Source organism: Phytobacter diazotrophicus (assembly GCF_052061655.1).
Lineage (GTDB): Bacteria > Pseudomonadota > Gammaproteobacteria > Enterobacterales > Enterobacteriaceae > Phytobacter > Phytobacter diazotrophicus.
This window is the reverse complement of record NZ_CM125428.1, coordinates 3,007,783-3,023,037: the sequence shown is the minus strand read 5'-3', so window position 1 is coordinate 3,023,037 and position 15,255 is coordinate 3,007,783. Positions and strand designations below refer to the sequence as shown.

Sequence of the window (15,255 nt, the reverse complement as noted above, 5' to 3'; positions counted from 1 at the left end):
ATGCTTATACTGGCCTGCCTCCGTTTCAGGAAGCGGGGCGCATCATACCAAATGACGCGCCGCTGTAAAGCTTTCCTTCAACGAAACTGAACCGTTTGCGTACTTTTCATCCGTAACGGATTAAAGCTAATCAATTCATTCCGTTAGCGATTAAAGAATAATCGTTCTGTTACCGTAAACGAAGACACGTTGCGCCAGCACCTGATACAGCGCACGGCTCAGCACATTCTTTTCAACATCGCGGCCCGCACGCATCATATCTTCGGCAGTGTAAGTATGATCGACGTGAATGACGTCCTGCATAATGATTGGACCTTCGTCCAGATTATCGTTTACATAGTGTGCCGTCGCGCCGATGATTTTTACACCGCGCTCATAAGCCTGGTGGTAAGGACGCGCGCCGATAAATGCCGGCAGGAACGAATGGTGAATATTGATAATTTTATTCGGAAAACGGGAGACAAAGCCCGGCGTCAGTACACGCATGTACTTCGCTAACACCACATAATCCGGTTGATGTGCTTCAATGGCTTGCGCCATCTGCTCATCGTGCTCTTCGCGGGTTAACCCTTCATGGCTGACCAGTTCAAACGGAATATCAAAGCGCTCAACCAGCGAACGCAGCGTTTCATGGTTGCCGATGACCGCTGCAATATCAATATCCAGCCCGCCGTAGTTGGCTTTCATTAATAAGTCGCCAAGGCAATGTGCTTCTTTGGTCACCAGAATGACCACGCGACGCTGTCCCGCGGGGTTCAGTTCACGGACAGAACCTTCCGGCAGCGCGCTGTCCAGGTCGGCCAGCAGGGTAGAGTCGTTAAAAATACCTTCCAGCTCGGTACGCATGAAAAAGCGACCGGTGCGGTGATCAACAAACTCGTTGTTTTGCACGATATTGAGTTCGTGTTTGTAACAAATGTTAGTAATCCGCGCGATGAGACCTTTTTGGTCAGGGCAAATGGTGCGTAATACTTTACGTTGTAATGAATGCATTGCCGGGTAAATCCTGTTGATGGTGTTTGCTATGAGTTATCGCTGGGCGTATTGCCCGCAGCACTTTTTGAATTTCTTACCGGACCCGCATGGACACGGATCGTTACGGCCAAATTGCGGACGTGTGCCGTCAATATAATACCACCGGCCGTTCTCCTTTAAGAATCTGGAACGCTCAATAATTGCTCCCGCTTTGCCATCTTCATTGAAACGGGCAATAAAACTGACGTAACCTTCTGTGTCGTTTTTTCCGCTGGCATGTTCGAACACCGTCAAACCCAGCCACTGGGTACGGTTGAAACCGGCTTCAATGTCTGGACGAAACGTGGCGGCATGGCAAGTCGGGTGCCAGGTGCTAATTAAATAGTCGACGTCTTTCATCACAAATGCGCTATAACGGGAGCGCATAAGATGTGATGGATCTGGCGCAACCTGTGAGCCAGACAGATAAGGCTGGCAACATAGGCTATACTCGACTGCGCTACCGCAGGGACAGAGTTGAGACAAAATCGGCTTCCTGTACAAAAATAACGGCACTATAAGCCAGAGTAGCGTTATGTTAACTGAGCTGTAGCTTCGTGGCTACGCCAGTCGTTCCGGGGGACAAAAATCCAGGTAATGAGAACGGTTAAAATTGGGTTGGCGCTGGGATCAGGGGCCGCCAGAGGCTGGTCACACATTGGTGTGATAAACGCATTGCAACACGCAGGGATCAAGATTGATGTCGTGGCGGGGTGCTCTATTGGTTCCCTTGTGGGCGCCGCGTACGCCTGCAATAAACTCCCCAGACTGGAAGCGTGGGTACGCTCTTTCAGTTACTGGGACGTCCTCAAACTTATGGATCCGTCGTGGCGACGCGGTGGATTATTACGCGGCGAACGTGTTTTCAACCACTATCGGCAAGTCCTGCCCGAAACGCTGTTCACTGATTGTCAGTTGAAATTCGGTGCTGTAGCAACCAACCTCAGCACCGGGCGAGAGCTATGGTTTACCGAAGGCGATCTTCATCTGGCGGTGCGCGCATCGTGCAGTATGCCAGGTCTTATGTCGCCCGTTGCCCATAATGGCTATTGGCTGGTCGATGGCGCGGTGGTGAATCCCGTTCCTGTCTCCCTGACACGCGCGCTGGGGGCGGATATCGTTATTGCCGTCGACCTGCAGCATGACGCGCATTTGATGCAGCAGGATTTAGTGTCGACGACGTTGATGGAAGAGGCGCAAGAAGGCGATGAGAGTGACGAGTTGCGCTGGCATGAACGTCTTCGGGACAGGCTAAGTAAAATGAAGGCCCGGCGCACTGTTATTGCACCGACGGCAATGGAAATCATGACCACCTCCATTCAGGTGCTTGAGAATCGACTTAAGCGCAACCGAATGGCCGGCGATCCCCCTGATATTTTAATACAGCCACTTTGCCCGCAAATTTCGACCCTTGATTTTCATCGGGCAGAGGCGGCAATCGCTGCGGGGCAACTTGCTGTTGAAAAGAAAATCGATGAACTACTACCGTTGGTAAGGACAATAGACTAAGTATGTTTTTTTTATTCGAGTTCAGCAAATTCTGACAGGCGATTATTGATAGATCATGCCACTATTTATTTATCGTCGGGCAGGGGAGATAAGATGACGCAGCCGTTAGCAGGAAAACAGATACTGATCGTTGAAGACGAACCCGTCTTCCGCTCGCTGCTGGATTCCTGGCTCTCATCTCTGGGAGCGGAAACACTGGTCGCGGATGACGGTGTCTCAGCGCTCGAACAACTGGACAGGGCTTCCCCTGATCTCATGATTTGCGACATCGCCATGCCGAGAATGAATGGCCTTAAGCTTGTCGAACATTTGCGCAATAAAGGCGATCAAATGCCGGTGCTCGTCATTTCTGCAACCGATAACATGGCAGATATTGCGAAGGCGCTGCGTTTAGGGGTGCAAGACGTTTTACTTAAGCCGGTTAAAGATCTTAATCGTCTAAAAGAGACCGTGTTCGCCTGCCTCTATCCCAATATGTTTAATTCGCGTGTCGAAGAAGAAGAACGTTTGTTCCAGGATTGGGATGCACTGGTTGAAAATCCCCAGGCTGCCGCCAAACTTTTACAGGAATTACAGCCGCCGGTTCAGCAGAAGATGTCGGGTTGCCGGGTTAATTACCGCCAGCTAGTGTCTGCCGATCAACCCGGTCTGGTGCTTGATATTGCGCCAATCTCGTCACACGATCTGGCTTTTTATTGCCTTGATGTGACACGCGCAGGCAATAATGGTGTTCTGGCAGCATTATTACTGCGTGCATTGTTCAACGGCTTACTTCAGGAACAGTTATCACATCAAAATCAAAAACTCCCTGAAATGGGCAGCTTGCTTAAGCAGGTGAACCAGTTGCTGCGCCAGGCAAATTTGCCCGGACAGTTCCCTTTGCTGGTTGGGTATTATCACAGCGAATTAAAAAACCTTATTTTAGTGTCGGCAGGCCTTAATGCGACATTAAATACTGGCGAACACCAAATTCAAATCAGTAACGGCGTACCGTTGGGTACTTTAGGAAATACGTATCTGAACCAATTGAGTCAACGGTGCGATGCCTGGCAATGTCAGGTATGGGGTGCCGGTGGCCGTCTGCGTTTAATGTTGTCTGCGGAATGAGCAATCGCAACGTATTACGCAGATAGCTTTACCTCCTTTTTAAAGCGAGTGGTACTATCCCCACAGTTTTGCGTATTAATCCTAATTAAACGTTATAGCGTCCTTTTCAGACCAGGTCATTACGATGGTACTGATATACTCAGATGCGAATTAATTCATGAACATGCTCAAAGCGTGAACAGACCAGGAGATTTTCAATGGCTGCCATAAATTCGAGAGTGACTAAAGCAGTTATCCCGGTTGCGGGATTGGGAACCAGGATGCTGCCGGCGACAAAGGCGATTCCTAAAGAAATGTTACCGTTGGTTGATAAGCCATTAATTCAGTATGTCGTGAATGAGTGTATCGCTGCGGGTATTACCGAAATTGTTCTGGTTACGCATTCGTCGAAAAATTCTATCGAAAACCATTTCGATACCAGCTTTGAGCTTGAGGCCATGCTGGAAAAACGTGTGAAACGTCAGCTACTGGAAGAAGTTCAGGCTATTTGCCCGCCGCACGTCACCATTATGCAGGTCCGTCAGGGACTGGCTAAGGGGCTTGGACACGCGGTGCTGTGCGCGCATCCGGTTGTAGGAAATGAACCGGTGGCGGTTATTCTTCCTGACGTTATTCTGGACGAATTCGAATCCGATCTTTCCCAGGATAACCTGGCGGAAATGATCAAGCGTTTCGACGAAACCGGAGCCAGCCAGATTATGGTTGAGCCGGTTGCCGATGTGACTGCATACGGTGTTGTTGACTGTAAAGGCGCTGAACTCAAACCGGGTGACAGCGTACCGATGGTCGGTGTGGTTGAAAAACCGAAAGCGAATGTCGCGCCGTCTAATCTCGCTGTTGTAGGCCGTTACGTCCTCAGCGAAGAGATTTGGCCGCTGCTGGCGAAAACGCCTCCGGGAGCAGGTGATGAGATTCAGTTGACCGACGCCATCGATATGCTTATCGAGAAAGAAACCGTCGAAGCTTATCACATGAAAGGCAAAAGCCATGACTGCGGTAATAAGCTGGGTTATATGCAGGCTTTCGTAGAATATGGTATTCGCCATAATGTACTTGGCGAAGAATTTAAAGCCTGGCTGGAAGACGTTGTCGGTGTCGCTAAAGCGTAACCTGATTTAGTCCCAGAGAATAAAGCCGGATTGATGATTATCACTCCGGCTTTTTTATTGCCTGCAGACACCTTTGGAGTGACCGACCAGAAGCCTGGAGAAATCTTTGTACAAAGTGGGAATATCGATACGGGACATTGGTGAGCAAATAGTATCAGCAATGCACGTTTATCTTCATCGTTACAGAATATTGCTCAGCAAGAATGGCTAAAAAAGTGGTCAAAAAAAATCCCGCCATTGGCGGGATTCTTCATAAAGGCTTAGGATTATTCCTGGATCAGGAAGTCTTCCAGTTGTTTACCTTGTTCGTCCATCGCTTTTTTGATTACTGCTGGAGTACGGCCCTGACCAGTCCAGGTTTTAGTTTCACCGTTTTCATCAACGTAGCTATATTTAGCCGGACGTGCAGCGCGTTTAGCTTTAGTTCCGGTTTTAGCTGCGACCATGCTGTTCAGCAGTTCATTCGGATCAATACCATCAGCAATCAGCATTTCGCGATATTGTTGCAGTTTGCGAGTGCGTTCTTCGATTTCAGCAGCTGCAGCGCTTTCTTCTTCACGACGCTCGTTAACTACGACTTCTAATTTTTCCAGCATTTCTTCGAGCGTTTCCAGAGTGCATTCTCTTGCCTGCGCACGAAGAGTACGGATGTTGTTCAAAATTTTAAGTGCTTCGCTCATTGTAGTAATCTCAAACTTATATTGGGGTGGTTTGTTGGGCTAATAATAGAGCGTTAATTTGAGTAGTGCAATAGGTGAGAATGTAAGGAATTCAAATTTCCTCTTTATTTACCTCATTTTTAAAAAACGCTAACTTAAATTTTCCTTGAACAACCGCACAAAAAAACCATATAGAAAGCATTATCACCCGAACGGCTCAGGTGTTTAATCAGCGCTTTTAACTGATTAATCTCATACGAATTATAGTTTCGATGGATAAATATCAACCTTTTTTATTAGGGTTCACAACAGCGTCGTTTCGCATAAAACATTAATAATTTCTTGAGCCTGGCGCAGAGGCTTCTTCTTTTTTATGCCCTTGTGAGGCACGGTGTGCTTATTGTCTGTTTCTTTGTCAGCAACAGCTTATGAGAGAAAAATAGCGTGAAGTATATCGCTGAAATCATGTCTGGCAGGTAAGTAAAGTGTACGTCCGGCGTTCCGGGTAGCATGTTAAAATATGATACAATCCTGCCGAGGAATATCACACTTTGATTGGGGTCTTGCGGGCGATGGCTCAACTTTATTTCTACTACTCAGCGATGAATGCCGGAAAATCCACGGCTTTATTGCAGTCTTCCTACAATTATCAGGAGCGTGGCATGCGCACGCTGGTCTATACCGCGGAAATTGATGACCGCTTTGGGGCAGGGAAGGTAAGTTCACGTATTGGCTTATCGTCGCCGGCGCGTCTTTTTAACCAAAATACATCCCTTAAAGATGAAATTAATGCGGAGCACCAGCGCGAGCCTGTCCACTGCGTTTTAGTTGATGAAAGTCAATTTCTAACCCGTCAGCAGGTATATCAGTTGTCCGATGTTGTCGATGAACTTGATATTCCCGTGCTCTGTTATGGATTAAGAACGGATTTCCGTGGTGAGTTGTTTATCGGTAGCCAATATCTCCTGGCGTGGTCAGATAAACTGGTTGAACTAAAAACGATCTGTTTCTGCGGACGTAAAGCCAGTATGGTGCTGAGACTTGATCAGGCGGGTCGGCCTTATAATGAGGGTGAGCAAGTCGTTATTGGCGGTAATGAGCGCTATGTGTCCGTTTGCCGTAAACATTATAAAGAGGCACTCACAGAAGGCTCTCTGTCTGCTATTCAGTCGCGCGTAAGAGGATAGCCCAACTATAGCTATGCGTGCTGCTGATTGAATACAGGCATAAAAACAGCGCTCACAAGCCTCAGGCTTTGCGCCTGGGACAATTAAGAGCGTCGTGTAGTGCATATCACCTTTGTGCGGTACTAATCGCTTGTACAGCGATATCAGGGCACATGGTCTGGCTGTTGGGTAGTTAGTCAGTGTGCCTGTCCGAACTCTCTCTATCTCACCCCGCCTCCTGTCTGCTCAGGCGTATCTGTGCGTGCGAAAATACTCGCATAGCCAATATCAGCCAGCCAATGACGTCTGTGGGATGTTTACACCTACGGCTGTGGACTTAAGTCGATTCGACAGAAATAGTCTGCTGGTAGCAGGAGAATGAGGCGGGTAGAGCGCGGTTAGAGATTACATCAAGGCATGTTGAAAATGTAAAAAAGCCCCATCAAAGAAATGATGGGGCTTTTGTCGTTTACCCGCCGGATCGTTCAACTGATCATCTTGCTTAACTGACAGGTGTTAGCCATCAGGCAGGTTATCGTAGCCGGGACAATTAAGCGGTTTTCTTCGCTTTTTTGTCTGCTTTATCCGCTTTTACTGCTTCGACTTTCACTTCTGCTGGCGCGCCTTCTTTGAACTCGCGTCCGTAGTAGGTATCCAGCAGGATTTGTTTCAGCTCGGAGATCAGCGGGTAACGCGGGTTAGCACCGGTACACTGGTCATCGAACGCATCTTCGGACAGTTTGTCAACGTGAGCAAGGAAGTCAGCTTCCTGAACGCCTGCTTCACGGATTGACTTAGGAATGCCCAGTTCAGCTTTGATGGTTTCCAGCCATGCCAGCAGTTTCTCAATTTTCGCAGCAGTACGGTCACCAACAGAAGTCAAACCCAGATGGTCAGCGATTTCTGCATAACGACGACGAGCCTGCGGACGGTCGTATTGGCTGAATGCAGTCTGTTTAGTCGGGTTGTCATTCGCGTTATAACGGATAACGTTGGAGATCAACAGGGCGTTCGCCAGACCGTGCGGAATATGGAACTGTGAACCCAGTTTATGCGCCATGGAGTGGCACACACCCAGGAAGGCGTTCGCAAACGCGATACCCGCGATGGTAGCAGCACTGTGTACACGCTCACGTGCAATCGGGTTTTTAGAACCTTCATGGTAAGACGCTGGCAGGTTTTCTTTCAGCAGTTTCAGAGCCTGCAGAGCCTGACCATCGGAGAACTCAGACGCCAGTACAGAAACGTAAGCTTCCAGCGCGTGGGTTACCGCATCCAGACCACCGAATGCACACAGTGATTTCGGCATGTCCATGACCAGGTTCGCGTCAACAACCGCCATATCCGGGGTCAGAGCATAGTCTGCCAGCGGATATTTCTGGCCAGTGGCATCGTCAGTGACAACTGCGAACGGCGTCACTTCTGAACCTGTACCGGAAGTGGTGGTGATAGCAACCATTTTCGCTTTCACACCCATTTTCGGGAACTTGTAGATACGTTTACGGATATCCATAAAGCGCAGCGCCAGTTCTTCGAAGTGAGTTTCCGGATGTTCGTACATGACCCACATGATTTTCGCGGCATCCATCGGGGAACCACCACCCAGCGCGATGATCACGTCAGGTTTGAAGGAGTTCGCCAGCTCTGCGCCTTTACGTACGATAGTCAGTGTCGGGTCAGCTTCAACTTCGAAGAAGACTTCTGTTTCTACGCCAGCCGCTTTCAGAACAGAGGTGATCTGGTCTGCATAACCGTTGTTGAACAGGAAGCGGTCAGTCACGATCAGCGCGCGTTTGTGACCATCAGTAATCACTTCATCCAGCGCGATTGGCAGAGAGCCACGGCGGAAGTAGATAGATTTCGGAAGTTTATGCCACAACATGTTTTCAGCTCGCTTAGCAACGGTTTTCTTGTTGATCAGGTGTTTCGGACCAACGTTTTCAGAGATGGAGTTACCACCCCAGGAACCACAACCCAGAGTCAGGGAAGGTGCGAGCTTGAAGTTATAAAGGTCACCGATACCACCCTGAGAAGCCGGGGTATTGATCAGGATACGTGCGGTTTTCATTTCCGCGCCGAATTTCTGCACGCGAGCCGGCTGGTTATCCTGGTCGGTGTACAGGCAAGAGGTGTGACCGATACCGCCCATGGCAACCAGTTTCTCTGCTTTGACTACCGCATCGTCAAAATCTTTCGCACGGTACATTGCCAGAGTCGGAGACAGTTTTTCGTGAGCGAACGGCTCGCTTTCGTCAACAACAGTCACTTCACCGATCAAAATTTTGGTCGTTGCAGGAACAGTGAAACCTGCCAGTTCAGCAATTTTGTATGCCGGTTGGCCAACGATGGCGGCATTCAGCGCGCCATTTTTCAGGATAATGTCCTGAACGGCTTTCAACTCTTTACCCTGCAGCAGGTAGCCGCCGTGGGTAGCAAAACGTTCGCGAACAGCGTCGTAAACAGAATCAACAACCACTACTGACTGTTCGGAAGCACAGATAACACCATTGTCGAAGGTTTTAGACATCAGAACAGAAGCGACAGCACGTTTGATATCAGCGGTTTCGTCGATAACAACAGGTGTGTTGCCTGCGCCTACGCCGATAGCCGGTTTACCGGAGCTGTATGCTGCTTTCACCATGCCCGGGCCGCCAGTTGCGAGGATCAGGTTGATGTCAGGGTGATGCATTAATGCGTTAGACAGTTCAACAGATGGTTGATCAATCCAGCCAATCAGATCTTTTGGCGCGCCTGCAGCGATAGCAGCCTGCAGAACGATATCAGCCGCTTTGTTTGTTGCATCTTTAGCGCGCGGATGTGGAGAGAAGATGATTGCGTTACGAGTCTTCAGACTGATCAGCGACTTGAAGATTGCAGTAGAAGTTGGGTTAGTTGTTGGAACGATACCGCAGATGATACCGATAGGTTCAGCGATGGTGATGGTACCAAAAGTGTCATCTTCCTCAAGGACACCACAGGTCTTCTCATCTTTATAAGCGTTGTAGATATATTCAGAAGCAAAGTGGTTTTTGATCACTTTATCTTCGACGATACCCATGCCGGATTCGGCAACGGCCATTTTAGCGAGAGGGATACGGGCATCAGCGGCAGCCAGGGCGGCGGCGCGGAAAATCTTGTCAACTTGCTCTTGAGTAAAGTTGGCATATTCACGCTGGGCTTTCTTCACGCGTTCAACGAGTGCGTTAAGTTCAGCGACATTAGTAACAGCCATAATGCTCTCCTGATAATGTTAAACTCTTTTAGTAAACCAGCTGTCCGAAACGACAGTATAGACAGACCGGGTGCAGGTTGCGTAAATTACAGAAAAACAAGTAGTTAACGCCTTGCCCAACCTAACTGATTTACTGAAAGAGCCTCAACGAAACATCATTCAAACTGATGGTTCTACTCCCTGACGACGTCTCCAAGAGTACTCACTTCTGAGTACCGATTACGTGATCTAAATCAAGTTACAGCAAAGCTGACACCTTTCAGCAGGCTGTTTTTGGGCATTTGTATCAAATGTTAATGATAAAAGGGCGGCGCCAACTAACATTATCATAATTAGTACAAATGCATAACATGCCGGGATGTAAGGAAGATGACAGGATTTAGGGTGAGTTGTGCTGCAAATAATCGTATATTTAGCAGGGGCTTATTGTTTCTATACTTTCTTCTTTGCCTTGCACTGCTGCGGAGCACTCTGTGACTCAAACATTGTTTGACTTTCCAACCTGGTCTAAGTTTTTCATCGGCCTGTTCGCGCTGGTAAATCCCATCGGTATTATTCCAGTCTTTATTAGTATGACCAGTTATCAAACGGCTGGGGCGAGGAACAAAACTAATCTTACCGCTAACCTTTCCGTTGCCATCATTCTCTGGACGTCGCTTTTTCTGGGGGACGGGATTCTTCAGTTATTTGGTATTTCGATTGACTCGTTTCGTATCGCCGGGGGGATCCTGGTGGTAACCATAGCGATGTCGATGATCAGCGGTAAACTGGGTGAGGACAAACAAAACAAGCAAGAGAAATCAGAAACGGCGATCAGAGAGAGTATCGGCGTTGTGCCGCTGGCTTTACCCTTAATGGCAGGGCCGGGGGCCATCAGCTCGACTATTGTCTGGGGGACGCGCTACCACAGCGTGGAGTACCTTGCTGGATTTTCAGTGGCAATAGCCCTTTTTGCTTTTTGTTCCTGGGGCGTGTTCCGCATCGCACCCTGGCTGGTGCGCCTGCTTGGGCAAACCGGGATTAACGTGATTACCCGTATCATGGGTTTATTGCTGATGGCACTCGGTATTGAATTCATCGTTGCAGGCGTTAAAGGGATATTCCCGGGTTTACTACACTGACTTGCTTCCTGGTCAAATAATGCTGCGCAGGGCGTTGGAAACGCAGCATTATCAGGAAATCATATAACTAAAGTCAGAAAAAACCATAAATATAATAAATCAACATGATTTAAATAAGTGCTTTTATTTCAGTGGATTACATTCCGTTACATTGCCAGGTGATGATAAATTAATCCACCGACACTGTTATTTCCCTCACACGATACTCTGGGGCTTGCTGTCAGATAATTGAAATGATATTAGTAATTTCGTCGCTCAGGCAGACAAATGTGCTAGATAATAATCGAATGTTGATTTTTTGTGCAAAAAACGCGCAATCGTATTACGAATGTAACAACAGCGACGAATCACTATCTATCTGCATGATTGAAAAGACTAATTTTTTACCAGAGCACGGCTGTGCGTTCTTACAACGCTGATGAAAGCGCGAATAAAAGAGAATTAGTTAACAAATTTGCAAATTGTATTGGCGACGTAATGGGCCATTTGGTACTTTCCGGCCCTGTATTTATCTTAAGAATCTTCGCAGATGAGAATTATTTTCAAATACAAATCTCGTCCTGCAAAAGTAACAGGCGTCTCGACAGGGGAGACGTATAACGATATCGACGTAAGGGCGCCATCCGAGCGGCTCGTAAGAAATAAAGTCGGTGATAGCAAGCAGTAAAACGATGCCTGACAGCAGCCAAAAGCTCCTGCGCTGTACAGGCCCCCTTTAGGGGACAAAACAGGCTGGCATTAATGTCAGTAATTATAATGAGTGGAGTATCAACACAATGTCCATCATCACAAAAAAAAGTCTCGTAGCGGCGGGCGTTCTCTCCGCGCTAATTGCAGGTAACGTAGCCATGGCGGCGGATGTTCCTGCAGGCGTTCAACTGGCAGAGAAGCAAACGCTGGTTCGTAATAACGGTTCGGAAGTACAGTCTCTTGATCCGCATAAAATTGAAGGCGTGCCGGAATCAAACATCAGCCGCGATCTGTTTGAAGGTCTGTTAGTCACAGACGTTGAAGGCCATCCGAGTGCCGGCGTCGCTGAAAAGTGGGAAAACAAAGATTTCAAAGTCTGGACCTTCCATCTGCGTAAAGACGCGAAATGGTCCGACGGCTCGCCGGTTACGGCACACGACTTCGTTTATAGCTGGCAGCGTCTGGCAGATCCAAAAACTGCATCCCCTTACGCCAGCTACCTGCAATATGGTCACATTGCGAATATCGATGATATCATTGCCGGTAAAAAACCGACCTCAGACCTGGGCGTAAAAGCGCTTGATGACAATACCTTTGAAGTGACGCTGAGCGAACCGGTTCCTTATTTCTACAAACTACTGGTACACGCCTCTGTATCGCCCGTTCCTAAAGCCGTTGTCGAGAAATTCGGTGATAAATGGACGCAGCCCGCGAATATCGTGACTAACGGTGCGTACAAACTGAAAGATTGGGTTGTCAACGAACGTATCGTGCTTGAGCGTAATACCAATTACTGGGATAACGCGAAAACGGTAATTAACCAGGTAACTTACCTGCCTATTTCCTCAGAAGTGACTGACGTTAACCGCTACCGCAGCGGTGAAATCGACATGACCTATAACAACATGCCGATTGAACTGTTCCAGAAACTGAAACAAGAAATTCCAAAAGAAGTCCACGTCGACCCGTACCTGTGTACTTATTATTACGAAATCAATAACCAGAAAGCGCCGTTCACTGACGTTCGTGTTCGTACCGCGCTGAAACTGGCTCTGGATCGTGACATCATCGTCAATAAAGTGAAGAACCAGGGCGATTTGCCAGCCTACAGCTACACCCCGCCATACACTGACGGTGCAAAACTGGTTGAGCCGGAATGGTTCAAATGGTCACAAGACAAACGTAACGCAGAAGCGAAAAAACTGCTGGCAGAAGCAGGCTACACGGCTGACAAGCCGCTGACTTTCAACCTGCTGTACAACACCTCTGACCTGCATAAAAAACTGGCTATCGCGGTTGCTTCTATCTGGAAGAAAAACCTGGGCGTAGACGTCAAGCTGGAGAACCAGGAGTGGAAAACCTTCCTCGACAGCCGCCATCAGGGCACCTTTGACGTGGCGCGTGCAGGCTGGTGTGCGGACTATAACGAACCGACATCCTTCCTGAATACCATGCTGTCTGACAGCTCCAACAACACCGCGCACTATAAGAGCCCGGCCTTTGATAAGCTGATTACCGACACGCTGCAAGTCACCGACGAAGCGCAACGTACGGAGCTTTACACCAAGGCTGAACAGCAGCTCGATAAAGACTCTGCGATTGTCCCGGTGTATTACTATGTGAACGCCCGTCTGGTGAAACCGTGGGTGGGTGGTTATACCGGTAAAGACCCGATGGATAATATCTACGTTAAAAACTTGTATATTATCAAGCATTAATGGCAATGAGTGGGGCAGGGTAATCCTGCCCCACAGTGTCTTATTTCATCGCACTACAAAGGCACAGGCCAGAAGGTACGGGCAATGTTGAAATTTATCCTACGTCGCTGTCTGGAAGCGATTCCGACGCTATTTATTCTTATTACTATCTCATTCTTTATGATGCGTCTTGCGCCGGGTAGTCCTTTTACCGGTGAGCGTACGCTGCCGCCAGAAGTCATGGCGAATATCGAAGCGAAATATCATCTGAACGATCCGATTCTGACCCAGTACGCCAGCTATCTGAAACAGCTCGCGCACGGTGATTTTGGGCCGTCATTTAAATACAAAGATTACACGGTGAATGATCTGGTCGCGGCCAGCTTCCCTGTTTCTGCGAAATTAGGCGCTGCGGCGTTTTTACTGGCGGTGATTTTTGGCGTGAGTGCGGGCGTCATTGCCGCGCTGAAACAAAATACCAGATGGGACTATTCCGTGATGGGGCTGGCGATGACCGGGGTTGTGATACCGAGCTTCGTTGTCGCTCCGCTGCTGGTGATGATTTTCGCCATCACGCTTAAATGGTTACCCGCCGGGGGATGGAATGGCGGCGCGCCAAAATTCATGATCCTGCCGATGGTCGCATTATCTCTGGCCTATATCGCCAGTATTGCGCGCATAACGCGTGGCTCGATGATTGAAGTACTGCATTCAAACTTTATCCGTACCGCACGAGCGAAAGGCTTACCGATGCGCCGCATTATTTTCCGCCATGCGCTGAAACCCGCATTGTTGCCCGTGCTTTCCTATATGGGGCCTGCTTTCGTCGGTATTATCACAGGCTCAATGGTTATCGAAACGATTTACGGTTTACCTGGTATCGGCCAGTTGTTTGTGAATGGCGCATTGAACCGCGATTACTCGCTGGTATTAAGTTTGACCATACTGGTAGGGACGTTAACTATTGTATTTAACGCGATTGTCGATGTGCTGTATGCCGTTATCGATCCGAAAATTCGTTATTAACACTGGAGTACGCCATGATGTTAAGTAAAAAAAACAGCGAGGCGCTGGAAAACTTCAGTGAAAAACTGGAAGTAGAAGGTCGCAGTCTGTGGCAGGATGCACGACGTCGCTTTATGCACAACCGTGCAGCGGTCGCCAGCCTTGTCGTCTTGTTCTTTATCGCGCTTTTCGTGACCCTGGCGCCGATGCTATCGCAGTTTAGCTATTTCGATACGGACTGGGGCATGATGTCCAGTGCGCCTGATACAACCTCCGGGCACTATTTCGGGACGGATTCATCCGGCCGCGATCTCCTGGTGCGCGTAGCCATTGGTGGGCGTATTTCGCTTATGGTCGGTATCGCTGCCGCGCTGGTTGCGGTTATCCTGGGAACACTTTACGGATCACTGTCCGGTTACCTCGGGGGTAAAGTGGACTCTGTGATGATGCGTCTGCTTGAGATCCTCAACTCATTCCCGTTTATGTTCTTCGTTATCCTGCTGGTGACTTTCTTCGGGCAAAACATCCTGCTCATTTTTGTCGCTATCGGTATGGTTTCCTGGCTGGATATGGCGCGTATCGTCCGTGGTCAAACGCTGAGTCTCAAACGTAAAGAGTTTATCGAAGCGGCTCAGGTAGGCGGTGTATCGACGGGCAATATTGTCATTCGCCATATTGTTCCCAACGTACTGGGTGTCGTGGTGGTGTATGCCTCGCTATTGGTGCCGAGCATGATTCTTTTCGAATCGTTCCTGAGCTTCCTTGGTTTGGGGACGCAAGAGCCATTAAGCAGTTGGGGCGCATTGCTCAGTGATGGCGCAAACTCGATGGAAGTTTCCCCGTGGCTACTGCTGTTTCCTGCAGGCTTCCTGGTGGTAACGTTATTCTGTTTCAACTTTATCGGCGATGGGCTGCGTGATGCTCTCGACCCGAAAGATCGTTAAGG

The 15,255-nt window shown here is 48.6% G+C and carries 12 protein-coding genes; 8 read left to right on the top strand and 4 right to left on the bottom strand.

What is annotated here, in order from left to right; all coding sequences use genetic code 11:
* Positions 1-150 precede the first annotated feature (150 nt).
* Together purU and ACS0RQ_RS14765 are read right to left on the bottom strand one after the other, a co-directional pair.
* A complete protein-coding gene (gene purU, locus ACS0RQ_RS14770) occupies positions 151-993 on the bottom strand; it encodes a formyltetrahydrofolate deformylase (protein ID WP_271851212.1) in 843 nt (280 codons plus the stop codon).
* Positions 994-1,029: 36 nt separating this feature from the next.
* Entirely contained in the window at positions 1,030-1,500 is a 471-nt protein-coding gene (locus ACS0RQ_RS14765) for a YchJ family protein (RefSeq protein ID WP_271851211.1), read from the bottom strand.
* A 111-nt stretch (positions 1,501-1,611) separates the two neighbouring features.
* Here ACS0RQ_RS14765 and rssA point away from each other — a divergent pair, with 111 nt between their 5' ends.
* From rssA to galU, 3 genes are all read left to right on the top strand, one after another.
* The gene (gene rssA, locus ACS0RQ_RS14760) at positions 1,612-2,523 is read left to right on the top strand and encodes a patatin-like phospholipase RssA (RefSeq protein WP_271851210.1); all 912 of its coding nucleotides are present in this window, start codon (positions 1,612-1,614) and stop codon (positions 2,521-2,523) included.
* 93 nt (positions 2,524-2,616) lie between these two features.
* Positions 2,617-3,630 carry a two-component system response regulator RssB gene (gene rssB / locus ACS0RQ_RS14755; protein WP_271851209.1) on the top strand — a complete coding sequence of 338 codons (1,014 nt, stop codon included), beginning with the start codon at positions 2,617-2,619 and terminating at the stop codon, positions 3,628-3,630.
* Positions 3,631-3,827: 197 nt separating this feature from the next.
* A complete protein-coding gene (galU, locus tag ACS0RQ_RS14750; protein WP_039079167.1) occupies positions 3,828-4,739 on the top strand; it encodes a UTP--glucose-1-phosphate uridylyltransferase GalU in 912 nt (303 codons plus the stop codon).
* Between the two features lie 266 nt (positions 4,740-5,005).
* On the opposite strand, the gene hns is transcribed toward galU, so the two are convergent.
* Complete coding sequence (gene hns, locus ACS0RQ_RS14745) at positions 5,006-5,419, bottom strand: histone-like nucleoid-structuring protein H-NS (RefSeq protein ID WP_039079166.1); 414 nt, start codon at positions 5,417-5,419, stop codon at positions 5,006-5,008.
* A 551-nt stretch (positions 5,420-5,970) separates the two neighbouring features.
* On the opposite strand from hns, the gene tdk reads away from it, so the two are divergent.
* Positions 5,971-6,585, top strand: coding sequence for a thymidine kinase (tdk, locus tag ACS0RQ_RS14740; RefSeq protein ID WP_271851208.1), 615 nt, complete (start codon positions 5,971-5,973; stop codon positions 6,583-6,585).
* Between the two features lie 529 nt (positions 6,586-7,114).
* Here tdk and adhE read toward each other — a convergent pair.
* A complete protein-coding gene (gene adhE, locus ACS0RQ_RS14735) occupies positions 7,115-9,796 on the bottom strand; it encodes a bifunctional acetaldehyde-CoA/alcohol dehydrogenase (RefSeq protein WP_271851207.1) in 2,682 nt (893 codons plus the stop codon).
* Positions 9,797-10,269: 473 nt separating this feature from the next.
* On the opposite strand from adhE, the gene ACS0RQ_RS14730 reads away from it, so the two are divergent.
* From ACS0RQ_RS14730 to oppC, 4 genes are all read left to right on the top strand, one after another.
* A complete protein-coding gene (locus ACS0RQ_RS14730) occupies positions 10,270-10,917 on the top strand; it encodes a YchE family NAAT transporter (RefSeq protein WP_039079163.1) in 648 nt (215 codons plus the stop codon).
* Between the two features lie 776 nt (positions 10,918-11,693).
* A complete protein-coding gene (gene oppA, locus ACS0RQ_RS14725) occupies positions 11,694-13,325 on the top strand; it encodes an oligopeptide ABC transporter substrate-binding protein OppA (protein ID WP_039079162.1) in 1,632 nt (543 codons plus the stop codon).
* 84 nt (positions 13,326-13,409) lie between these two features.
* Positions 13,410-14,330: an oligopeptide ABC transporter permease OppB gene (gene oppB / locus ACS0RQ_RS14720; protein ID WP_039079161.1), complete on the top strand. Its 921-nt coding sequence runs from the start codon at positions 13,410-13,412 to the stop codon at positions 14,328-14,330.
* A 14-nt stretch (positions 14,331-14,344) separates the two neighbouring features.
* On the top strand, positions 14,345-15,253 hold the full coding sequence (gene oppC / locus ACS0RQ_RS14715; RefSeq protein WP_193796042.1) for an oligopeptide ABC transporter permease OppC: 909 nt from the start codon (positions 14,345-14,347) through the stop codon (positions 15,251-15,253).
* Positions 15,254-15,255: the final 2 nt, after the last annotated feature.

Excerpts from the sequence above, each read along its gene's own strand:
- purU (WP_271851212.1), bottom strand. The coding sequence starts at position 993 with ATGCATTCATTACAACGTAAAGTATTACGCACCATTTGCCCTGACCAA.
- rssA (WP_271851210.1), top strand. The coding sequence starts at position 1,612 with ATGAGAACGGTTAAAATTGGGTTGGCGCTGGGATCAGGGGCCGCCAGA.
- rssB (WP_271851209.1), top strand. The coding sequence starts at position 2,617 with ATGACGCAGCCGTTAGCAGGAAAACAGATACTGATCGTTGAAGACGAA.
- galU (WP_039079167.1), top strand. The coding sequence starts at position 3,828 with ATGGCTGCCATAAATTCGAGAGTGACTAAAGCAGTTATCCCGGTTGCG.
- hns (WP_039079166.1), bottom strand. The coding sequence starts at position 5,419 with ATGAGCGAAGCACTTAAAATTTTGAACAACATCCGTACTCTTCGTGCG.
- tdk (WP_271851208.1), top strand. The coding sequence starts at position 5,971 with ATGGCTCAACTTTATTTCTACTACTCAGCGATGAATGCCGGAAAATCC.
- adhE (WP_271851207.1), bottom strand. The coding sequence starts at position 9,796 with ATGGCTGTTACTAATGTCGCTGAACTTAACGCACTCGTTGAACGCGTG.
- oppA (WP_039079162.1), top strand. The coding sequence starts at position 11,694 with ATGTCCATCATCACAAAAAAAAGTCTCGTAGCGGCGGGCGTTCTCTCC.
- oppB (WP_039079161.1), top strand. The coding sequence starts at position 13,410 with ATGTTGAAATTTATCCTACGTCGCTGTCTGGAAGCGATTCCGACGCTA.
- oppC (WP_193796042.1), top strand. The coding sequence starts at position 14,345 with ATGATGTTAAGTAAAAAAAACAGCGAGGCGCTGGAAAACTTCAGTGAA.